Raw genomic sequence first — 20,830 nt, 5'->3', positions numbered from 1 at the left:
CCACACATGTCCCTGAAGGACTGTTGGGAGCGTTAACATGACCACCGCCGAAGGGTTCGACCGCAGAACGCTGCTGCGTCGTTCGGCGATGCTGTCCGCCGGCCTGCTGATCGGCCCGACCGCACTGGACCGGGCCCTCGAGGCGAACGCCGCCGAACTGCCCACGGGCGCGGCGCCGTTCGTCGACTCCTACCGCACCAACGTGCTCGCCAACCAGACGCCGGAGACCAACGCGGCAGTCCGCGTCCTCTCGGGAATGCAGGACCTCTGGCGCACCGGAACCAGCTGGGACAACGGAGTCGTGCTCAACCGGAACGTGCTCGAAGCCAACGTCCGCCACTGCGCGCGGATCACCAGGGCGCGCACCGCCGATCAGGCCAAGCGAGCGTTCATCGTGGACCGTCAGCACCAGAGCTACGCCGCCATCGGAGGCCTCGGCCCGCTCGCCGACCTCTACAAGGCGGGAGCGAAGGCCGTCACGGGCATCACCGAGGCGCCGGACGGCACGCCGCCGTCCACTGTGGACGAGAAGCTGCCGCCGGACGCCCCGGCGGGATCGGCGCTCGGTGCGGGCTCCCCGGACTCCGCGCTGGGGCAGGTCGTCACCCTGGTCAACACGGTGCGCGGGCCGTTCGCCTCCGGCAACCCGTCGAAGTTCGCCTACCAGTACCCGCGTCCGTGGCGGCTGAGCCCGGAGAGCACGGTCGTGCCGACCGGTGAGACCGACGACTTCGGCTACCCCGTGTACCGCAGCGACGTGGTGGTCGCGCCGCAGCTGCTGCGCCAGCGCAGCACGAAGCCGGCCGAGGACGGCGGCTACCCCAGCGGCCACACCAACGCGCTGCACCTGGCGTGCCTCGCGCTGGCCTACGCGGTCCCCGAACGGTTCCAGGAGCTGGTGACCAGGGCGTTCGACCTGGCCGACATGCGGATCGTGGCGGGCATGCACTCCCCGGCCGACGTGATCGGCGGCCGGATCCTCGCGACGGCGCTCACCGCCGCCACCCTCGCCGACCCGCAGAACGCCGCGCTCAAGGCCGCCGCCAGGACGCAGGCGAGCGAGTACTTCCGCCAGCACGCCGGCGCGGAGGTGTTCGAGTACGCGCACTCGGCGGACACCGCGACCGACCCGTACGCCGATCGCGAGGCCAACGCGGCACTCGTCGCGCCGCTGCTCACCTACGGGCTGCCCAGGACCGGGCGGCGGGTGCCGATGACCGTGCCGAAGGGCGCCGAGGTGCTGCTGGAGACGAGGCAGCCCTACCTCACCGCGAACCAGCGGCGGGAGGTCCTGCGCACCACCGCTCTGCCGTCCGGGCACGCGCTGCTCGACGGAACGGAGCAGTGGGGCCGGCTGAACCTGTTCGCCGCGGCCGACGGCTTCGGCGCGTTCGACGCGGACGTGCGGGTCGAGATGGACGCGAACCGCGGCGGCTTCCACGCCGCCGACACCTGGCACAACGCGATCGGCGGCCGCGGCGGACTGGTCAAGCGGGGGAGCGGCGCGCTGACGCTCGCCGGCGCCAACAGCTACACCGGTGCCACCCGCGTCGAGGGCGGCACGCTCGTGGCCGCGTCGGCTTCCGCGCTGGGCAAGGGAGACGTCGACCTGCGATCGGGCACGCTGCGGCTGGACAACGCCGTCCGCGTGCGGAGCTATCGGCAGGGTTCGGGATCGGTGCTGGCGGTGACGGCCCGCAAGGGTGGCTGCGCACCGCTGACCGCGGGCCGCCCGATCACGCTGGGCAGCGGCAGCACCCTGGAGATCACGCTGGACAACGTGCCTGCCGGTGCCGTCGTCCCGGTGCTGGCGGCGCCGGTGCTGGTCGGCAGGTTCGCGCAGATCACGGTGGCGGGTGGCGGGCACCGGGTGGAGGCGCGCTACGGCCTGGCAGGCCTGTCGGTGCGCGTCCTGGACTAGCGCCTGCTGTCTTTGGCGCGAAAAGCACGTTGGGGCCGCCCATGGCCTGAACGTGCTTTTCGCGCCGAACAGTGTGACCGGTATGCCCGGTCGGCTCGACTTCAGCGCTCGGTCCACAAAGGACTGTTATCGAACGAGGCGTCTCCGTTCGACAACGCCGTTCGACGCTGTTCGACGACCTTGCTTGACGCTCGCGAACCCCCGATGCAGACTCCGGAAAGCGTTTTCCAGCCGATGGGGTCAGGGGTTCATGAGCGCGTTAGACGAACTGCGCCAGCTGCGGCACGGCGGCGTCCAAGTGCGCAAGCGCGACAACAAGGCGGCGTTCTGGTTCCTCGCGCCGTGGTTCGCCGGACTGATCTTCATCACCGTCGGCCCCGTGCTCGCGTCGTTCCTGCTCGGGTTCACCAAGTACAACCTGATCCAGCCGCCGAAGTTCATCGGATTCGACAACTTCGCCCGCATCTTCAGCGACGAACGGTTGCACAACGCGCTGGGCGTCACGTTCACCTACGTGCTCGTGTCGGTGCCGCTGCAGCTCGCCTGCGCACTGGGGGTGGCGCTGCTGCTCGACCGCGGGCTGCGCGGACTCGCGTTCTACCGCTCGGCGTTCTACCTGCCCTCACTGCTCGGGTCGAGCGTCGCCATCGCGGTGCTGTGGACCCAGGTCTTCGGCGCGGAAGGTCTGATCAACCGGGTGCTGAGCTTCGTCGGCATCGAGGGCAGGGGCTGGATCTCCGACCCGGACACCGCGCTGTCGACGCTGATCGTGCTGAACGTCTGGACGTTCGGCTCACCGATGATCATCTTCCTGGCGGGTCTGCGGCAGATCCCGGCGGTCTACTACGAGGCCGCCGCGATCGACGGCGCGAGCAAGTGGTCGCAGTTCTGGCGGATCACCCTGCCGCTGCTGTCACCGATCCTGTTCTTCAACCTGGTGCTGCAGATCATCCACGCGTTCCAGTCGTTCACGCAGGCGTTCGTGGTCTCCGGCGGCACGGGCGGACCGTCCGACTCGACCATGTTCTACACGCTTTACCTGTACCAACAGGGATTCAGCCGGTTCGACATGGGTTACGCGTCGGCGCTGGCGTGGTTCCTGCTCCTGATCATCGCGGCGTTCACCGCGATCAACTTCTGGGCGGCGAAGTACTGGGTGTTCTATGACGACTGATGTGCGCCGAGCAACGACGGCCCCGCTCCCGGCACCGCCGGTGACACCACCACCGGCCCGAACCTCCCTGCGGCGGCGGCTGATCGTGCCGGCCAAGCACCTGGGCCTGGTCGTCATCGGGTTCATCATGCTGTACCCGGTGCTGTGGATGATCGTCAGCTCGCTGCGGCCGGGCGACGAGATCTTCCGCAACCCCGGCCTGATCCTCGACAGCCTGCAGACCGAGAACTACACCGAGGGCTGGAACGCCCTCAACCCGTCGTTCGGGACGTACCTGCTCAACTCGACGATCCTGGTGCTGGGCTGCATCATCGGCAACCTGGTGTCGTGCTCGATGGCGGCCTACGCGTTCGCCCGGCTGAACTTCAGCGGCAAGCGGTGGTGGTTCGGCATCATGCTCGGCACGATCATGCTGCCGGTGCACGTGATCATCGTGCCGCAGTACGTGCTGTTCTCGCAGGCCGGGTGGGTGAACACGTTCCTGCCGCTGATCGTGCCGAAGATCCTCGCCACGGACGCGTTCTTCGTGTTCCTGATGGTGCAGTTCATCCGCGGCCTGCCGCGCGAGCTGGACGAGGCCGCCCGCATCGACGGCTGCGGTCACCCGCGGATCTTCGCGCAGATCGTCCTGCCGCTGATGAAACCCGCGCTGGCCACCACGACGATCTTCACGTTCATCTGGACGTGGAACGACTTCTTCACCCAGCTGATCTACCTGACGGACCCGGAGATGTACACGGTGCCCGTCGCCCTGCGCTCGTTCGTCGACTCGACGGTCGCCACGTCGTGGGGTTCCCAGTTCGCGATGAGCGTGGTGTCGCTCGTCCCGATCTTCCTCGCCTTCCTCATCGGCCAGCGGTACCTCGTCAAGGGGATCGCCACGACCGGGGGCAAGTAGCCGAAAGGAATGGACATGCTCAAAGGGGTTCGCCGTCGCACCGCGTTAACGGTCCTGGTGTCGTTGACCGCGTCGATGCTGGCGGCCTGCGGGTCCGGTTCCGAGGCCGGCGGTGACCTGACCGCGGAGCCGGTGACGTTGCGCTTCACCTGGTGGGGCGCGGACGACCGGCACAAGCGCACCCAGCAGGTCATCGACATGTTCCAGAAGAAGCACCCGAACATCACCATCAAGGGTGAGTTCAAGGAGTGGAACGGCTACTGGGACAGCCTCGCCACCACCATGGCGGCCAACGACGCGCCGGACATCATGCAGATGGACGAGCTGTACATCGCCTCCTACTCCGAGCGCGGCGCGTTGCTCGACCTAAACGAGGCCAAGAAACACCTCGACACCGCGAACTTCGACCAGAAGGCGCTCGCGACCGGTGCCGTCGACGGCAAGCAGTACGGCCTGCCGGTGGGCCTCGGCATGTACTCGATCATGGTCAACACCGACCTGCTGGCGAAGTACGACATCCCGGTGCCCGACGACACCAAGTGGTCGTGGGACGACCTGAAGAAGATCGGTGACCAGGTCTCCAAGGCCGGCGGTGGCCAGGTGTTCGGCGTGCAGTCGCCGGGCATCAACGACACCGCCGGGCTGAGCATCCGGGCGCGGCAGCAGGGCAAGTCGCTGTTCGACCAGCAGGGCAAGGTCGTCCTGCCGCCCGAGATCGCCACGCAGTACTGGCAGTACATCCTCGACCTGTCCAAGACCGGGGTGGCCGCACCGCCGTCGGTGACGATCGAGAAGGCCTCCGCCGGGCTGAACCAGTCCGCGACCGCGACCAACACCGCGGCGTTCGGCTTCTGGTGGAACACCCAGCTGACCGCGTTGACCGCGGCCAGTGGCGCCAAGCTGAAGCTGCTGCGCCTGCCCGGTGAGTCGCAGGGCAAGCCCGGCGCCTACTACAAGCCGTCGATGTTCTGGTCGGTGTCGTCGCGGTCCAAGCACCCCGCCGAGGCCGCCGCGTTCGTGAGCTTCCTCGCCAACGACGAGGAAGCGGCCAAGATCCTGCTGACCGAACGCGGCGTGCCCGCGAACCTCAAGATCCGCGACGCGATCGCGGGCCAGCTCAAGGAAACCGACAAGGCAGCCAAGGAGTACCTGGACACCGTGCCCGTCAGCGACCCGCCCCGGATCACCCCGAAGGGTGCCAGCACCCTCGACGCGATCCTCAAGCGCAAGACCGAGGACGTCCTGTTCGGCCGCACCACGCCGGACGCGGCGGCCGCGTCGTTCATCAAGGAAGTCCAGTCCGAAGTGGACGCGGCGAAGTGAGGCGCGCGGCCATCGTCGGCACGGGTGCGATCGCGACTTCGCACGCCGAGGCGTTGCGGGCGGCGGGAGAGCGGATCGAGCTCGTCGCCGTCGTGGACGTGGACGAGGCACGGGCGAACGCGTTCGCCGATGAGTGGGGCGGACCGCGCGTCTACCCCAGCCTCGCGGCGGTGCTCGACGCGGAGAAACTGGACGTGGTGCACGTGTGCACTCCGCCACGCGCACACGTGCCGCTCGCGCTCGAAAGTCTCGCCGCCGACGTGAACGTGCTCGTGGAGAAGCCGCCGGCGTTGTCGTTGAGCGAGATCGACACGTTGATCGCGGCCGAACGCGACTCGGCCGGCCGGGTGGCGACGGTGTTCCAGCACCGCTTCGGGCCCGCCGCGGTCCGCCTGCGCCGCATGATGGCGGAAGGTCTCCTCGGCCGGTCGATGGTCGCGAAGAGCGACACCCTCTGGTACCGCGGCGACGCCTACTTCGACGTGCCGTGGCGCGGGTCGTGGGACAGCGAGGGCGGCGGTCCGACGATGGGCCACGGCATCCACCAGTTCGACATGATGCTTTCGATCCTCGGCCCCTGGCAGGAGATCCGGGCGATCGCCGCCAGGCAGGCGCGGGACGTCGCGACCGAGGACGTGTCGATGGCGCTGGTGACCTTCGCCGACGGCACGGTCGCGTCGGTGATCAACTCGGTGCTGTCGCCGAGGGAGACCTCGCAGCTGCGGTTCGACTTCGAGCACGCGACGGTCGAGGTCGAGCACCTCTACGGCTACACCGACGCCCACTGGACCGTCACGCCCGCGCCCGGTCACGACGACGTCGCCGACCGCTGGCGGGAGGAGCAGTCCGGGGTCGTCAGCGGCCACGGATGTCAGCTGGCGGCGTTCCTCGACGCCCTGGACAGTGGTGAGACGCCGCCGGTGACGATGGCGGACACGCGCAACACCATGGAGTTCATCGCGGCGTTGTACGCCTCGGCGTTCACCGGAACCGCGGTGAAGGCCGGTCAGATCGGGCCGGACAGCCCGTTCTACGCGACGATGGAAGGAATCGGTGCCCCATGGGCGAACGCCCGGTGATCACTCGGCACGACGACGAGGTGCTCGTCGCGTCGGTGGGCGACGTCGAGCTCTTCACCTACGTCCACCGGCCGTCGACGCCGGCGTTCGAGGGCCCGAAGCCGTACCTGCACCCCGTGCGGACCCTGGCCGGTGACGTGGTGACGGCGTTCCGGCCGCACGACCACCGCTGGCACAAGGGCGTGCAGATGACCGCCACCGACGTGTCGGGCGAGAACTTCTGGGGTGGCAACACGTACCTGCGCGACCAGGGGTACGTGGCGCTGCCGAACGTCGGCAGCATGCGGCACGACGAGTTCACGTCCACGGACTCGGGCTTCGAGGAGACGCTGTCCTGGTTCACCGAGGCCGGCGAGAACTGGGTGCGCGAGTCGCGGTCGGTCACCGTGCGCGACGTCGAGGACGACGCGTGGACGCTGGAGTTCGCCACCACGCTGGAGAACCTCCGCTCGGAACCGCTGGTCTTCGGCAGCCCGACGACCAACGGCCGTGAGCTCGCGGGCTACACCGGCTTCTTCTGGCGCGGCCCGCGTTCGTTCACCGAGGGCACGGTCATCACCGCCGACGGCGGTTCCGGGCAGGAGATGATGGGCAAGGCGGCGCGGTGGCTCGCGTTCGTCGGTCAGCACGACGAGGTGGACCGTTCGTCGACGTTGTTGTTCATCGACCACCCGGAGAACAAGAACACCCACTGGTTCGTGCGCTCCACGCCGTTCGCGGCGGTGAACCCGTCGTTCGCGTTCTTCGACACCGTGGAGGTGGCCGCGGGCGAGTCGCTGAGCCTGCGGTACCGGCTCGTCGTGGCCACCGGTGAGTGGGACCGCGAGCACCTGGAGTCCTATGTGGAGACTCACCCGTGGTGACGCCGTTCCCCGGTGGCATCGGCATCTCCGGTCTGCGGGTCTACGACTGGCCGACGGTGGACGGGCTGTGCGGAGGATCGCCGCACGTCCACCTCACCTGCGCGGAGTGCTACTACGTGGTCGGCGGGCGGGGCAGCGTGCAGACCCTGACCCGCCGCGGTTTCGCCGAGACGCCACTGCACGAGGGCACGGTCGCGTGGTTCACGCCCGGCACCATCCACCGCCTCGTCAACGACGGCGACCTGCGCATCATCGTGATGATGCAGAACAGCGGCCTCCCCGAGGCGGGTGACGCGGTGTTCACGTTCCCGGCGCCGGTCCTGGCCGACGCGGAGGGGTACGCCGTGCGGGCGCAGGCCGGTGACGAGGAGTCCGCGCGCCGCCGCCGGGACCTGGCCCTCGAAGGGTTCCTGGAACTGCGGCAGCGGGTGGAGGCCGGAGACCACGCGGCGCTGGACGAGTTCTACGCCGCCGGCCTCGCCCTGAAGCAGGAGTCGCTGGACGCGTGGGAGAAGCGGTGGCGGGCCGGTGCGCTGGCGTCGGCCGAACGCACCGGCGAACACCTGGACCGGTTGCGGGACGGCGACCTCGGGCACCTCGCCGAGGCCGACATCCACGTGATGCGGTCGGAGGGGCCGCAACGGCTGGGCATGTGCGGGCGGCTCGACGTGCACGACCCGTCCGAGGGGAAGTCGCCGCACGACTGAGTCTGCTGGGGCTGAAGGCTTCACGGGCACAGGACGAAGGCCAGCACCGCTCCGAGCACGGCGGCGACCACGATCGTCGTCACCGTGACTGTGAGACGCCGTCTTCGCGCCGCCCGAGCCAGCCGCGGCAGCACGGTGGCCGGCACGGCCGCGGCCGGTTCGAGCGACTCCACCGCCCACTTCGCGGGCACGCGGGACAACAGACCCGCCGTGCCCGCGAGCCGGCCCACCTCGTGCTCGCACGGCGGGCACAGGGCGAGGTGGCGTTCGTAGACCTGCCGGTCACCGGGAGGCAGCGAGCCCAGCACGTACGCCACGTCCCACTCGCGGTACGGGCACGTCACCGCCCGGTCACCCCGTTCTCCTCCAGCGCGAGCCGCAGCGCGCGCAGGCCGTAGTGCAGGCGCGACCGCACCGTTCCCGGCGGCACCTCCAGGGCGTCGGCGAGCTCCGCGATCGACTCGCCCCGGAAGTACGCCCGCACGATCACCACCTTGTGCTCGGGTTTGAGCTGGGACAACGCGTCGGCGATCAGCCACGAGTCGAGCGTCGTGTCGGTCTGGTCGCACCGGGACTGTTCCGGCACGCGGGCCGACCCGATCTCCCAGCGGGCACGGGCGCTGCGGCGTTCGTCGATGGCGAAGTTGCGCGCCACGGCGTAGAGCCACGCCTTCGACGCCGTGATGCCCTGTTCGAGGATCGAGGGATTGCGCCACGCCCGCAGGAGGGCTTCCTGGACGACGTCCTCGGCGAGTTGCTCGTCACCGGTGAGGCGGAGCGCGTAACGCCAGAGCGCGTCGGCGTGACCGTCGTGCAGTGCGCGCAGCAGAGTGCTGTGATCGTTGATGACGCACCGCCTAGTGCCGGAAATCCGGCGTGCGTTTGGCCAGGAAGGCCGCTGTGCCCTCGCGCATGTCGTCGGTGGTGAACGTCCGCCGGAACGCGTCGAGCTCCACGCGCAGACCGTCGTCGACACCGAGACCGTCCACCTCGTTGATCACCGACTTGCAGGTGGCGACCGCGGTGGGGGAGTTGGCGGCGATGTCGGCCAGCACCAGGCGGGCGGCGGCGAACATCTCCTCGCGGGTGTCGAACACCGCGTTCACCAGCCCGAGCCGGCAGGCTTCCTCGGCGTCGACCCGGCGCCCCGAGTAGATCAGCTCGCGCGCCTTGGCCACACCGACCCGGCGGAACAGCCGGACGCAGCCGCCGAAGCCGGGAATCAGGCCCAGCAAGACCTCCGGCTGCCCGAACACCGCTTTGCGGGTGGCGTAGACGAAGTCGCACGCCATGGCCATCTCGCAGCCGCCGCCGAGCGCGAACCCGTCGACGCACGCGATCACCGGTACTCCGAACCGTTCGATCAGCCGGGTCACCTCCTGGCCCAGCGCACCGAACGCCTCGCCCTCCTCCGGTGTCATGGCGGCCATCTCGCGGATGTCGGCGCCCGCGATGAACGCCGGGCCCTCGGACCCCGTGAGCAGCACCGCGCGCGGTCCCGTGAGGTGGCTGAAGAGGTGGCGCAGTTCGGAGAGGGTCTGCTGGGACAACGCGTTGCGCGCGGGTGGGCGGTGCACCGTCACCGTCAGCACGCCGTCGTGCTCGTCGAGTACGAGCGTCTGATAGTCCACAGTGGTCTCCTCACGAGTCCCAGATCGCGCCGTAGGCCGGAATTCCCCTCGACTCCAGCTCCTCGACGACGTGCCACGTGGTGGGTTTGTTCGAGATGCAGATGACCGCTTCGGCGTCGAACCGCCGACAGGCGTCGTACGCGAGCGCGACCAGGTCCGGCTTGCCCTGGCTCTCGGTGTCCCAGACGACGGCGTCGGGCTGCACGCCGAGGATCTCGTCGACGAGTGCGTCCCCGTAGGTGCGGCGCGGGTTGCGGGTCGACCACACCAGCACCGACGGCGTGTCACCGGCCAGCAGGTGGGGCAGGCACGGGCCGATGCCGCTGCCGGTGGCGACCCACACCACCCTGGTGAACAGCTTGTCGATGTTGCCGACGCCCGCGGTCGGGATGCCCTTGACCCACACGTGACTCGGCTGGTCGGCGATGAACTTCGCCGTCCAGTCGCCCGCGCGGGAGATGGTGAGCCGGAAACCGCTGCGGCCCGGCGCCGGGACGTTGGCGAAGGAATGCCATTCCAGCAACGGGTTGCGGCTCACCGTCGTCGACGAGCCCGCGAACGGCGTGACGCCGTGGTCGAACGACACGAGCGCGACGTGCGGTGACGGGCTGACGATGTGCACCGGCACCCGCCGCAGTCTCAGCCACGGCAGGACCACGCTGGCCACCACGACGGCGAGCGGCCAGAGGAAGACCGGGTTGGACACCGCCGCCAGCACCCCGAACAGCACGAGCACCGACCAGCCGCCGAACCGGTGCGCCCGCTCGAACAGGTCGTGGTGCTTGGCCCGCAGGCGGGGGAGCGCCAGCACCACCAGCGTCACGAGCAGAGCCGTGATCATCCAGGTCAGCGCGAGGACGAACGGCGGTCCGCTCGTCGTGGCCGCGACGACGAGGAACCAAGCGGTGGCGCAGATCGCCGCACCGACGTGCAGGCCGCCGAAGTGGTAGACCTTGCCCAGCGTCCAGCGGATCCGCAACGGCCAGTGCTTCGGCGCGCTGGTGGCGAGCCAGAACAGCAGGTTGATCACGAGCTGCTGGCGGATGAGGGCGGCGAGCGTCAGGTTGGCGACCACCAGCGCGGTGGCCCGGTCGGTGTCACCGCTCCACCACCCGAGAAAACCGAGGTTGACCAGCACGACGAGAGCGACGAGCCGGTTGTGGTGGGTGAACGGCCGGCGGCGCAGGAGCGTGCGCCACGAGCGGTCGGCGGGCGGGAGCGCAACGGCGTGAACTGAGGTCATGCCACCGTTTCCTTCTGTCCGTCCAAACGCGACAGCAGTGCCCGCCGGTCGACCTTGCCGCGGTCCGTCGTCGGCAGCGTGTCGACCGGCACGATCAGCGTGGGCACGCAGTAGTACGGCAGCCGTTCCGCGACTGCCCTGCGGGCTTGCTCCGGCACCGCGCTGGCCGGGCTGATGAACCCGACGAGCTTGCCGTTGTGCAGCAACGTCGTGGCCCGGCTGCAGTCCACCGCGCCCTCCAGCGCCGACGTCACGGCGTCGAGCTCGACCCGAAACCCGCGGACCTTCACCTGGTCGTCGGTGCGGCCGTGGTGCTCCAGCTGGCCGTCGCGCGTCCACCGCCCGAGATCGCGGGTCCGGAACATCAGGTGGTCACCGCCCAGGAACGGGTCCGGCCGGTAGCGCGCGTCCGTCAGCTCGGGATCTCCCAGGTATCCCGCCGTCACGCACTCACCACCCGCCCACATCTCGCCGACCTCACCGATCCGGCACGGCCGCAGGTCCTCGTCGAGCACGTACACAGTGGTGTTCGGCACGGGCCTGCCGATGGTCAGCGGGCCGCCGGGCTCGTAGCGCTGGACCGTGTTGACGATCGTGACCTCGGTGGGCCCGCACGCGTTGTGGAAGGTGGCATGCCGTGCCCACGACTCGGCCAGTGACTGAGGGCAGCGCTCACCGGCCACCGCGACCGTCCGAACTCCCTTGCACACGACGGGATCCAGCGACGCCAGCACGCTGGGCGTGGCGATGACCACGTCCACCGTGCTCGCCGTCGCCTCGATGTCGCTGCCGCGGACGACGAGCGTGCCGCCCTGGGCCAGCGTGCCGAGGACCTCCCACATCGCCATGTCGAAGGCGATGTTCAGCAGTTGCGACACCCTGGTGCCGGGCCTGACGCCGAGGCATCCGGGCGCGGTCAGCAGGACGTTGCACAGGTTGGCGTGCGTGACCTGCACCCCGTTCGGACGTCCCGTCGTGCCGGAGGTGAAGATGACGGCGGCGATCGCGGAGTCCTCGGTGATGGTCCGGTGGAAGTCGTCCGAGTGCGGCACACGGTCTATCGCGATGATCGTGCCGAGGTTCTCGGGCAGCGCGGGCTCGTGCTCGCTGGTGGTGAGCACGAAGTCGATGCGCGCGGTGCGGACGATGTGTCGCAAGTGGACTTGCGGTGCGATGCGCACGTCCTGTGGGACGTAGGCCGCACCTGCCTTGAGCGCGCCCAGTATGCCGACGACCATCGAGATCGACCTGGTGAGGAACAGTCCGACGCGGTCACCGGGACGCACTCCGGCGCGGGTGAGGAACTCGGCGAGCAGTTCCGCTCTGCGGTCCAGTTCGGCGTAGGTCACGGACTCGCCGAGATGCTCCACGGCGGTCAGGTCCGGATGCAGCAACGCCTGTTTCTCCACGGCGTGGTGGATGTGGTGGAACGGTGGTGTCCGGACAGGTCCGGCGCCGAACGACTGGAACAAGGCGCGGTCCACCGGCGGCAGATCGCGCAGGGCGGAGTCCTGGAACACGGCATTCACTGCGGGTGCCCTTCCATGAGCGAAGCGCGGTCACCCGTTCTGAACGAGACACCCCCTCAGTTTGTTCACGCCCTGTCGAACCGTCGTCGAACCGCTGTCGAACGGACGAACCCGTTGTGCCACAAGGACTCTTTACTGGACGGTGGAAAGATGAGAAACGCGGCGAGCACTTCGTGTTCACTTGTCCGTTCGTGTGAAACCCGCGAAGTCCACATCGGACGGACGCCGCGCGCGAAAAAGGGGTGACCCCGGAGATCCGGGGCCACCCCTTCCCATCAGGCACCCGCCGGTTTACCCGACCAGGCCTCCTGCGACGTCAGCGGCCGCAGCGTGAGCGTGTACTCGTAGGTGGAGTCGGGACGGACCTGGCTGCGCTGCCGCACCGGGTTCGGCGTGTCACCGACACCGGTCACGGCGTGGTCGGCGTGCAGGGTGAAGTACCCCTTGTTGCGCTGCAACATGAACGGGTACGCGGCCCGCTCGAGGTCGTCGTACTGCATCACGCTGACCTCGCGAGCGCCCGACACCAGCAGGCCGGACGTGCGGCCGTCGGTGAGCAGCGCCCACCGGGTGTCGGTGTGGTTGCCGTGGTCCTGCGGACGGTGGTACTCGACGTACTGGTCGGCCACCGAGCTCGAGTGCACCCCGATCGGCGTGCCGTCCTTGCGGTCGACGTAGCTCTCCGCCTTCCGGCCGTACCAGGTGAACTCCGAGTACCGGTCCGGAACCGACAGCTGGACGCCGATGCGCGGCAGGTAGGGCAGTGTCCGCATCGAACCCTGCGGCGTCACCCGGTGGCCGAGCCGCAGCACACCGGTCGAGTCCACCGAGTACACCATCGTCTGGTCGAACCACGCCCCGGTCACGCCGGGCGCGGCGACCTTGCTGTCCACGACGATCCGGGTCGTCTTGAGACCGTCCTTCTCGACCCGCACGCCGGCCACGGTGGTCTCCAGCCGGTCGAGGCCCGCCTTGCGCCAGTCCTCGCCTTCGGCACGGCCCCACGTGTACGTCTCGTTGCTGATCGGCGCGCGCCACGCGTCGAGCTTCGGGCCGCTGGCGAGCAGCTCCCTGCCCCACGATTTGATGGAGGTGAGCACACCGGACTTCTTGTCGACCGTGTAGGTCGTACCGGCGGCGGACGCGGTGACCTTGTTCGCGTCCTCGTGGGTGAACACGACGAGCCAGTCGAGCGGTGCCTTGTCGAGGCCCGGCACCCGGCTGCCGCCCAGCGGGAACTGGTCGTGGGCGAGCACGTGCCCGCCGTGCTGGACCGTCTCGACGGTCAGGAACCGTTCGCGGTCGGCGTCGTTGACCGGCACCGGCAACGAGATCGGCGCGGTCGTGGCGGCCGCGACCCGCAACGGCCGTTCGCCGCTCTTGACCGTCCGCGAGCCCTCGGTGACCCGCCACCGCAGCGTGAGGTCGTCGGTGCCGGTGAACTGCCGTTCGTTGGTCACCGACAGCGCGCCGCCGGAGTAGGCGAACCGGATCGGCTGGTGCGCCCACGCCATCTGCAGCGTCTCCGGCTGCGGCGTGCGGTCGGTGTTGACCAGACCGTCCACACCGGACAGCGTCGAGCCGTAGGCGAAGTGCGTGCCGCGTTCCTGCACGCTGTCGAAGTCCAGCGCCAGCACGGCACCGCCCACCGGAGTGGCGGCGTTGAGCTCGGTCGCAGACAGCGCCCGGTCGTAGATCCGCACGTCGTCGACGTCACCGCGGGACAGCAGGCCGACCGTGGACGGGTCGTTCCACGACATCTCGAAGTCGCGGCCGATGTTCACGTCCGCCGCCGAGTAGTCGATCGTGCCCGTGAACGGCAGCGTGCCGACCTCGGCGCCGTCGAGGTAGAGCCGCAGCGCGGTGCCGTCGTAGGTGCCGCTCACCCGGTGCCACTTGCCGTAGAAGTCGGCCGGCACCTTCGCCTGCACGGCCCGCCAGGTGCCGCTGTGGATGAAGAACTCGAGTGTCGTCTCGTTCTTCATCTTGAGCGTCCACTGGTGGTCGCCCTTGGCGATGATCGGGAACTGGCCGGTCCACCTGCCCGGCTTGACCCACGCGTCGAGCGTCAGCGCCGTGCCGGTGATGTCGAGCTTGCGGTCGCGGTAGACCTCGACCCAGTCGTCCAGGCCGGACAACGACAACGCCTTGCCGCGGTGGCCGTCGACGAGCTTCGGCGCCCCGGCGAGCATCGCGGTGATGTTGTTGCCGGACGTGTCGGGCGCGATGCGGGTCTTCTGCTTGATGTTCTGCTCGGCCCAGTCCCAGATGAAGCCGCCCTGGGTCTGCGGGTTGGCGCGGATGATCTCCCAGAACTCCCGGAAGTTGCCCAGGCTGTTGCCCATCGCGTGCGCGTACTCGCCGAAGATCAACGGCTTGGTCGTGCTCTTCGCCTGCTCGGCGAACCGTTCCGGCGACGGGTAGCGCGGGCCCCACACGTCGGCGAACGGCGCGTCACCGTCGGGGTTGTTCGACTGGTGGTAGATCGGCCGTGACGGGTCGGCGGCCTTGACCCACTTGGCCATCTCGTAGTGGTGCGCGCCGAGCCCGGCCTCGTTGCCCGTGTCCCACAGGAAGACGCTCGGGTGGTTCTTGTCCCGCTCGACCATGCCGATCATGCGGTCCATGAACGTGTCGCGCCACTCCGGCTGGTTGGCCTGGCACCACCGCGAGCAGTTCTCGTGGTTGTGGGTCTCGATGTCGACCTCGTCGTCGATCCAGATGCCGGCCTTGTCGGCGAGGTCGTAGAAGTACGGGTCGCTCGGGTAGTGCGAGGTGCGGACGGCGTTGACGTTGAGCTGCTCCAGCAACGCCACGTCGCGTTCCTGGGCCTTGCGCGGCACGTGCCGGCCGTGCTCGGGGTCGGTCTCGGCGCGGTTGACGCCCTTGAACAGCACGCGCTTGCCGTTGACGAGCAGCGTCTTGTTCTTGATCTCGATCTTGCGGAAGCCGGTGGTGTCACTGGTGATGTGCGTGACCTTGCCGTCGGGCGCGGTGAGCGTCAGCACGACGGTGTAGATGTTCGGCGTCTCGTCGGTCCACTTGGCGGGGTTGCGCACCGGCACCGTGATCCGGGCCGTGCTGCCGTCGGTGTCCTGGCCGGCCGAAGCGACCTCGGTACCCTTGGCGTCACGCAGGCTGGCGGTGACCTTGTGCGTGCCGGTGGTGCCGCCGGGCTTGTGGCCGAGCTCGACGTCCGCGGTGAGCGTCGCGTCGGTGTAGGTGGCGTCCAGATCGGTCTTGAGCGTGACGTCCTGGATGTACGTGGCGGGCGTCGAGTACAGCGACACCGAGCGGAAGATCCCGCTGTAGCGCCACTGGTCGTAGTCCTCCAGGTAGGAACCGGCGCTCCAGCGGTGGACCTGCACGGCGACCTTGTTGCGGCCGGGCCGCAGCGCGGAGGAGATGTCGAACTCGGCCGGGGTGTAGCCGCCCTGGTCGTAACCGACGTACTTCCCGTTGACCCACACGAAGTAGCCCGACGTGACGCCTTCGAAGCGCAGGAACGTCTCGCGCTTCGTCCAGCTGGCCGGCACGTCGAAGTCGCGGACGTACGCGCCGGTCGGGTTGACGTCGCGGGGGACGCGGGGCGGGTCGTCCGGCTGCACCTCGGTGGCGATGTTGCGGAAGATCGGGTGGTCCAGGCCGTCGGTCTGCCAGGTGTGCGGCACGGTGACCGTGCGCCAGCCGGACGTGTCGTAGTCGTTGGCGTAGAACCGGGCCGGAACGTCGGCGGGCTTGTCCGCCATGGAGATCCGCCACTTGCCGTCGAGCGTCTGCGTGAACGGCGTGCGCTCGTCCCCGCGCACGGCCCCGGCGACGTCGGCCTGGGGGAGCAGCAACGCGTGGTGCGGCTCCTGTCCCTCGGCGATCTTGCGCGGATCTTCGAGATAGGTGTGCACGTCAGGCGGAGGATCGACGGCGGCGGCGATCGGGGTCATCGAACCTGCCGCAACCAACATGACTGTTGCAAGAACAATCGCGCGCCGCACGCTGAACCTCCATGTTCAGACAGAAATGAACACAAGTGAACAGATTGCGGTCGAACGCGACAAGGGGCCGCGAGGTCCACGCCCTTCACAGGTTCGAGCGGTGTTATCGAACGACGACTGTCTTGCGTTCGATTTTGTTCGACTGCACGCTGCCGATCAGCAGGCCCCCTCGACGAAGAGGACGTGCAAGATGAAACGCAGAACAGCGCCGGTCGTGCTGGCGGCCGCGGTGCTGCTGGCGTCGGTGGCAGTGCCCGGAAACGCGGCACCCCTGGCGGCACCGACCGTCAGCCTCGTGGGCGACACGCTGCTCGATCCGTCGGCGCTGTACTTCGTCTCGTACGACGGGGTGGTGAACAACAACTCGTTCCAGCAGGACGCGATCGTGACGTACATGGGGCGTCAGTACGCCACGTGGTACACCGGGAGCCGCAACGCCGTGATCGCGCGCCGGAGCCTCGGCAGCACGCGGTGGGAGACCGTGGTCCTGCCGCACCAGCTCAGCGTCGACGACTCGCACAACGTGATCTCCATCGGGATCTCCCCGCAGGACAACACGATCCACGTCGCGATGGACACGCACAACACGCGGTTGTTCTACTTCCGCTCCAAGCCGGGCCTCGCGATCGGCGCGCAGCCGTGGACCGCGGAGTCCTTCGGCGCGGTCGGGCGGACGCTGGGCGGCGTCGAGCTGGGGTCGATGACGTACCCGCAGTTCGTCGTGACGCCTGAGGGCAGGCTGCAGTTCAGCTACCGCACCGGTGGTTCGGGCAACGGCGTCAACGAGCTGGCCGAGTACTCCGGCGGCACGTGGAGCAAACTCGGTGGCTGGTCGTCCGCGACCGGGTCGTACACCGGGCCGAACGGCGTCGTGTCGAACACCCGCAACATGTACCTGCACGGCCTGAACTACGACCGGAGTGGACGGCTGCACGCCGCTTTCACCTGGCGTGAGGGCAACACGGGCGTGCTGTGCAACTCCGGCGGGCTGACCAACCACGACACCGGCTACGTCTACAGCGACGACCGCGGGCGGACGTGGCGCAACGGTGCCGGCACCGCGGTGGGCACGACGGGGTCCAGCCCCGTGACCGTCAACTCGCCCGGCCTGGTGGTCGACCCGCTCGACCCGAACCACGGCCTGATGAACCAGGAGAGCCAGGCCGTGGACGCCGACGGCCGCCCGCACGTGGTGATCAGCTACGTGCCGGGCCGGTTCACCCAGTGCGTGTCGAACTACGCGCAGCAGCGCGCCCAGTACGGCCGCACGTTCCACGTCTTCCGCGGTGCGGACGGCAAGTGGACCAAGATGGAGGTTCCGATCGCGCCGAACCACACGCAACGCACCAAGATCGTGCTCGACCGCAACGACAACGCGTACCTGGTGATGCCGCGCGGCAGGATCGTGGCGGCGAGCAAGGCGAGCGGCTGGACCGACTGGACGACGGTGTTCGACCGCCCGTCGCTGCAGGCGTTCGGTGAGGTCAACGTCGACACGTCCCGTGTCGCGTCGCTGGGGATTCTGTCGGTGCAGTACCAGCAGACGTCCAGCGGCACCACGCCGTCCCCGATCCGCGTCGCCGACTTCCGGCTGGGGGCCTGACGTGGCGAGACTCCTGCTCGCCGCCGCTCTCGTCGCGGCCGGTCTCACCGTCCCGGCCGCGGCGGCCGCGGAACCGTTGCCGCAGAACGGGATCACGGTCCGCATCGACCCGTCCTACCAGCAGCCGGAGTTCGAGGGCTGGGGAACGAGCCTGGTCTGGTTCGCCAACGCGACCGGCGGCTATCCCGAGCCGATCCGCCGCAAGCTCGTCGACCTGCTGTTCGGTGACGACGGCCTGCGCCTGAACATCGCGCGGTACAACATCGGCGGTGGCAACGCGCCCGACGTCCGCCAGGACTACATGAAGAGGGGCGCGACGATGGAGGGCTTCTGGAAAGCCCCTCCCGGCACGACGCGCACCGACGTGGACTGGTGGCGCGCGGACAACCCCGGCCACTGGAACCTCGACGCCGACGCCAACCAGCGCTGGTGGATCGACCAGGTCAAGCGCAAGGTCACGAAGTGGGAGGCGTTCAGCAACTCGCCCCCGTGGTTCCAGACCGTCAGCGGGTACGTCTCCGGCGGTTTCGACGCGAACACCGACCAGATCCGCCGGGACCGCGTCGACGACTTCGCCACCTACCTGGCGCGCGTCACGCAGCACATCGAACGCTCGCACGGCATCAAGTTCGACACGCTGGCGCCGCTGAACGAGCCCAACACGAACTACTGGGGCACGCAGCTCGGCCCGGACGGCCAGCCGACCGGTGGACGTCAGGAGGGCGCGCACGCCGGACCCGAGCTGCAGCAGGAGGTTCTGCTCGCCACGCGACGTGCGCTCGACCAGCTCCGGTCGCGCGTGAAAGTGTCCGCAATGGACGAAACCAACCCGGGCACGTTCGTGCGCAACTGGAACGGCTACGGCCCGGCGCGGGACGTGATCGACCAGCTCAACGTGCACACCTACGGCACGGGCCAGCGCACCAGCGTGCGCGACATCGCCAAGGGCGCCGGCGAGAAGCTCTACATGAGCGAGGTCGAGGGCACCTGGGGCAACGGCACCACCGACTACACCGGCATGGAACCCGGTCTGGGCATCGCCACCCGGATGCTCGAGGACATCCGCGAGCTCGAACCGTCGGCCTGGGTGTTCTGGCAGCCGATCGAGGACTCGATCCCGCAGCAGGCCGCGGGCAAGAACTGGGGCAGCGTCCACGTCCCGTTCGACTGCACGGCTTCCGACACCCTGGAGACCTGCCCGATCAGGACGAACTCGAAGTTCAACACCATCCGCAACTTCACCCACTTCGTCCGGCCGGGGGACAGGTTCGTCAAGACCGACGATCCGTCCAGCGTCGCCGCGGTGAAGCGGTTCGGCCTGGACGCGACCGTGGTGCACGTGAACAACGGCAACACCGAACGCACGGTGACCCTCGACCTCTCCCGGTTCGGTCTCGTGTCACCGCTGGCGAAGGTGACACCCGTCGTCACGAACGCGGCCGGTGCCCTCGTACGCGGCAAGCCCATACCAGTCACAGGAAAGGCCGCGACGCTCGCGGTTCCGGCGAAGTCCGTCACCACGTTCCTCGTCGACGGCGTGGCCGGGGTGTCCGGCGACGCCGCGCTCGTCCAGCCCGGTCACGTGTACCGGATCGGTGCGGGCGGCAAGTCGATCACGCCGTCCGACGACTGGTCGAAGGCCGTCCTGCGCACCACCGACACCACCAGCGCGCGACAGCTGTGGTCGGTGCGGAAGCTGGGCCACGGCAACGGGAACCGGGAGCGCTACGAGATCGTCAACGCGGTGACCGGTACCCGGCTGGCCGCGTCGGGTGAGGCCGTCGTCCTGCAGTCCGGGGACACCGCCGCGCAGTGGATCATGTCCACGACCGGTGAGGGCACCTGGACGTTCGTCAACGCCGCCACCGGCACGCTGATCGAGGCGGCCGGCGAGACCGTGGCCGCGAAGACCCCGACCTCGGGTGCGAGCCAGCGGTGGACCCCGGTCGACGAAACCGTGCTGCGGACCCAGGACGCCGCCGTGTTCACGGTGCCGAAGCTGCGGCCGGTGCTGCCGCAGACCGTGACACCGGTGCACCCGGACGGGCCGCGAGGCGCTCTGCCGGTGGTGTGGAACGTTCCGCCGGACCTGATGTGGGAACGCCCCGGCACCGTGCGGGTGCACGGCACGGCGACGGACGTGCTGGGGCGCAAGCACTCCGCGCTGGCCGTGGTCACCGTCGACACGATCGCCTCGACCCTGCCCGCCCGTGCGAGGACCTACGTCGGCGGACGGCCGGAACTTCCGGTCACCGTCACGGGAATCGGCAGGCGTGGCGGCAAGGCCGAGCTCCCCGTCACGTGGGACGCGGCGGTGTTCGACCACGTCGGCACGGTCACGGTGAACGGACGTGCCCAGGTCGTCGACGGCAGCACCGTCGCCGCCACGGCCGTCGTCGAGGTCACCGAACCCGTCGAGGTGAACGCGGCACCGGACGCGACGGTCGCGGCGACGTACACCGAGTCCGGCTACTCCGCGGACCGCCTGCGCAACGGCGTCACAGAGGAGAAAGCGTGGTCGAACTGGAGGTCCGGCACGAAGAATCCGTCCGACACGATCACGTTCACCTTCCAGAAGGCACGGGATCTCACGCGGGTCGCGGTGCATTCCTACCGCGACGGTGACGGTGGAATCGCCAAGAGCCTCAAGGTTCAGGTGCGCACGGCCGACGGCACCTGGGCCGACGCGAGCGGCGAGGTCGAGGTCACCGGCCTGGTGACGGACGTGGTGCTGAACCCCTCACCTCCCGCGACCGCAGCCAGGGTCGTGCTGAACGCCCGTCCGTCCGGCTACCTCACCCTCGGTGAGATCGAGGTGTTCGCCAAAGCCCCCAGCCCCTGATCTGGCCGCACGCGGGGCCCTCCCG

15 protein-coding genes are annotated in these 20,830 nt (G+C 69.1%); 9 read left to right on the top strand and 6 right to left on the bottom strand.

The genetic code is table 11. The annotated features are described in order from the left end of the window. Positions 1-37 precede the first annotated feature (37 nt). The 7 genes from AOM45_RS04525 (at position 38) to AOM45_RS04495 (ending at position 7,965) form a co-directional block, all read left to right on the top strand. Positions 38-1,921: a phosphatase PAP2 family protein gene (locus AOM45_RS04525; protein WP_030472402.1), complete on the top strand. Its 1,884-nt coding sequence runs from the start codon at positions 38-40 to the stop codon at positions 1,919-1,921. A gap of 250 nt (positions 1,922-2,171) precedes the next feature. Beyond that, a complete protein-coding gene (locus AOM45_RS04520) occupies positions 2,172-3,095 on the top strand; it encodes a carbohydrate ABC transporter permease (protein WP_030472401.1) in 924 nt (307 codons plus the stop codon). Further along, positions 3,085-3,993 (top strand): carbohydrate ABC transporter permease, encoded by a 909-nt coding sequence (locus AOM45_RS04515; protein ID WP_030472400.1) that lies wholly within the window; start codon positions 3,085-3,087, stop codon positions 3,991-3,993. The genes AOM45_RS04520 and AOM45_RS04515 overlap by 11 nt, the downstream gene beginning before the upstream one ends. 15 nt (positions 3,994-4,008) lie before the next feature. Continuing rightward, positions 4,009-5,316 carry an ABC transporter substrate-binding protein gene (locus tag AOM45_RS04510; protein ID WP_035913172.1) on the top strand — a complete coding sequence of 436 codons (1,308 nt, stop codon included), beginning with the start codon at positions 4,009-4,011 and terminating at the stop codon, positions 5,314-5,316. Beyond that, positions 5,313-6,395, top strand: a complete 1,083-nt coding sequence (locus AOM45_RS04505) for a Gfo/Idh/MocA family protein (RefSeq protein ID WP_030472398.1) — start codon at positions 5,313-5,315, stop codon at positions 6,393-6,395. The genes AOM45_RS04510 and AOM45_RS04505 overlap by 4 nt, the downstream gene beginning before the upstream one ends. Then, positions 6,377-7,258: a DUF6807 domain-containing protein gene (locus AOM45_RS04500; RefSeq protein WP_030472397.1), complete on the top strand. Its 882-nt coding sequence runs from the start codon at positions 6,377-6,379 to the stop codon at positions 7,256-7,258. Before AOM45_RS04505 ends, AOM45_RS04500 begins: the two co-directional genes overlap by 19 nt. Further along, on the top strand, positions 7,252-7,965 hold the full coding sequence (locus tag AOM45_RS04495; protein WP_236703127.1) for a cupin domain-containing protein: 714 nt from the start codon (positions 7,252-7,254) through the stop codon (positions 7,963-7,965). The genes AOM45_RS04500 and AOM45_RS04495 overlap by 7 nt, the downstream gene beginning before the upstream one ends. A gap of 20 nt (positions 7,966-7,985) precedes the next feature. Here the strand turns inward: AOM45_RS04495 and AOM45_RS04490 are convergent, their stop codons facing one another. From AOM45_RS04490 to AOM45_RS04465, 6 genes are all read right to left on the bottom strand, one after another. Further along, the gene (locus AOM45_RS04490) at positions 7,986-8,309 is read right to left on the bottom strand and encodes an anti-sigma factor family protein (RefSeq protein WP_030472395.1); all 324 of its coding nucleotides are present in this window, start codon (positions 8,307-8,309) and stop codon (positions 7,986-7,988) included. After that, positions 8,306-8,941 carry a sigma-70 family RNA polymerase sigma factor gene (locus AOM45_RS04485; protein ID WP_308202519.1) on the bottom strand — a complete coding sequence of 212 codons (636 nt, stop codon included), beginning with the start codon at positions 8,939-8,941 and terminating at the stop codon, positions 8,306-8,308. The genes AOM45_RS04490 and AOM45_RS04485 overlap by 4 nt, the downstream gene beginning before the upstream one ends. After that, complete coding sequence (locus AOM45_RS04480; RefSeq protein WP_030472393.1) at positions 8,823-9,596, bottom strand: enoyl-CoA hydratase/isomerase family protein; 774 nt, start codon at positions 9,594-9,596, stop codon at positions 8,823-8,825. The genes AOM45_RS04485 and AOM45_RS04480 overlap by 119 nt, the downstream gene beginning before the upstream one ends. A gap of 10 nt (positions 9,597-9,606) precedes the next feature. Further along, entirely contained in the window at positions 9,607-10,839 is a 1,233-nt protein-coding gene (locus tag AOM45_RS04475; protein ID WP_030472392.1) for an FNR domain-containing protein, read from the bottom strand. Continuing rightward, positions 10,836-12,368 (bottom strand): amino acid adenylation domain-containing protein, encoded by a 1,533-nt coding sequence (locus AOM45_RS04470; RefSeq protein WP_051784531.1) that lies wholly within the window; start codon positions 12,366-12,368, stop codon positions 10,836-10,838. The genes AOM45_RS04475 and AOM45_RS04470 overlap by 4 nt, the downstream gene beginning before the upstream one ends. A gap of 275 nt (positions 12,369-12,643) precedes the next feature. Next, entirely contained in the window at positions 12,644-16,309 is a 3,666-nt protein-coding gene (locus AOM45_RS04465) for a glycoside hydrolase family 2 TIM barrel-domain containing protein (protein ID WP_236703125.1), read from the bottom strand. 241 nt (positions 16,310-16,550) lie between these two features. On the opposite strand from AOM45_RS04465, the gene AOM45_RS04460 reads away from it, so the two are divergent. Both AOM45_RS04460 and AOM45_RS04455 read left to right on the top strand, forming a co-directional pair. Then, positions 16,551-17,963, top strand: coding sequence for a BNR repeat-containing protein (locus AOM45_RS04460; protein WP_030472389.1), 1,413 nt, complete (start codon positions 16,551-16,553; stop codon positions 17,961-17,963). 1 nt (position 17,964) lies between these two features. Continuing rightward, complete coding sequence (locus AOM45_RS04455; protein ID WP_051784529.1) at positions 17,965-20,805, top strand: glycoside hydrolase; 2,841 nt, start codon at positions 17,965-17,967, stop codon at positions 20,803-20,805. The last annotated feature ends 25 nt before the right edge of the window (positions 20,806-20,830 follow it).

Origin of the sequence: Lentzea aerocolonigenes (assembly GCF_000974445.1) — a bacterium.
In the GTDB taxonomy this organism is placed as follows: Bacteria; Actinomycetota; Actinomycetes; order Mycobacteriales; family Pseudonocardiaceae; genus Lentzea; species Lentzea aerocolonigenes.
This window is presented reverse-complemented; position numbering and strand designations above follow the sequence as displayed.

Coding starts and splice junctions, on each gene's coding strand:
- AOM45_RS04525 (WP_030472402.1), top strand. CDS start 38: ATGACCACCGCCGAAGGGTTCGACCGCAGAACGCTGCTGCGTCGTTCG.
- AOM45_RS04520 (WP_030472401.1), top strand. CDS start 2,172: ATGAGCGCGTTAGACGAACTGCGCCAGCTGCGGCACGGCGGCGTCCAA.
- AOM45_RS04515 (WP_030472400.1), top strand. CDS start 3,085: ATGACGACTGATGTGCGCCGAGCAACGACGGCCCCGCTCCCGGCACCG.
- AOM45_RS04510 (WP_035913172.1), top strand. CDS start 4,009: ATGCTCAAAGGGGTTCGCCGTCGCACCGCGTTAACGGTCCTGGTGTCG.
- AOM45_RS04500 (WP_030472397.1), top strand. CDS start 6,377: ATGGGCGAACGCCCGGTGATCACTCGGCACGACGACGAGGTGCTCGTC.
- AOM45_RS04475 (WP_030472392.1), bottom strand. CDS start 10,839: ATGACCTCAGTTCACGCCGTTGCGCTCCCGCCCGCCGACCGCTCGTGG.
- AOM45_RS04465 (WP_236703125.1), bottom strand. CDS start 16,309: ATGACCCCGATCGCCGCCGCCGTCGATCCTCCGCCTGACGTGCACACC.
- AOM45_RS04460 (WP_030472389.1), top strand. CDS start 16,551: ATGAAACGCAGAACAGCGCCGGTCGTGCTGGCGGCCGCGGTGCTGCTG.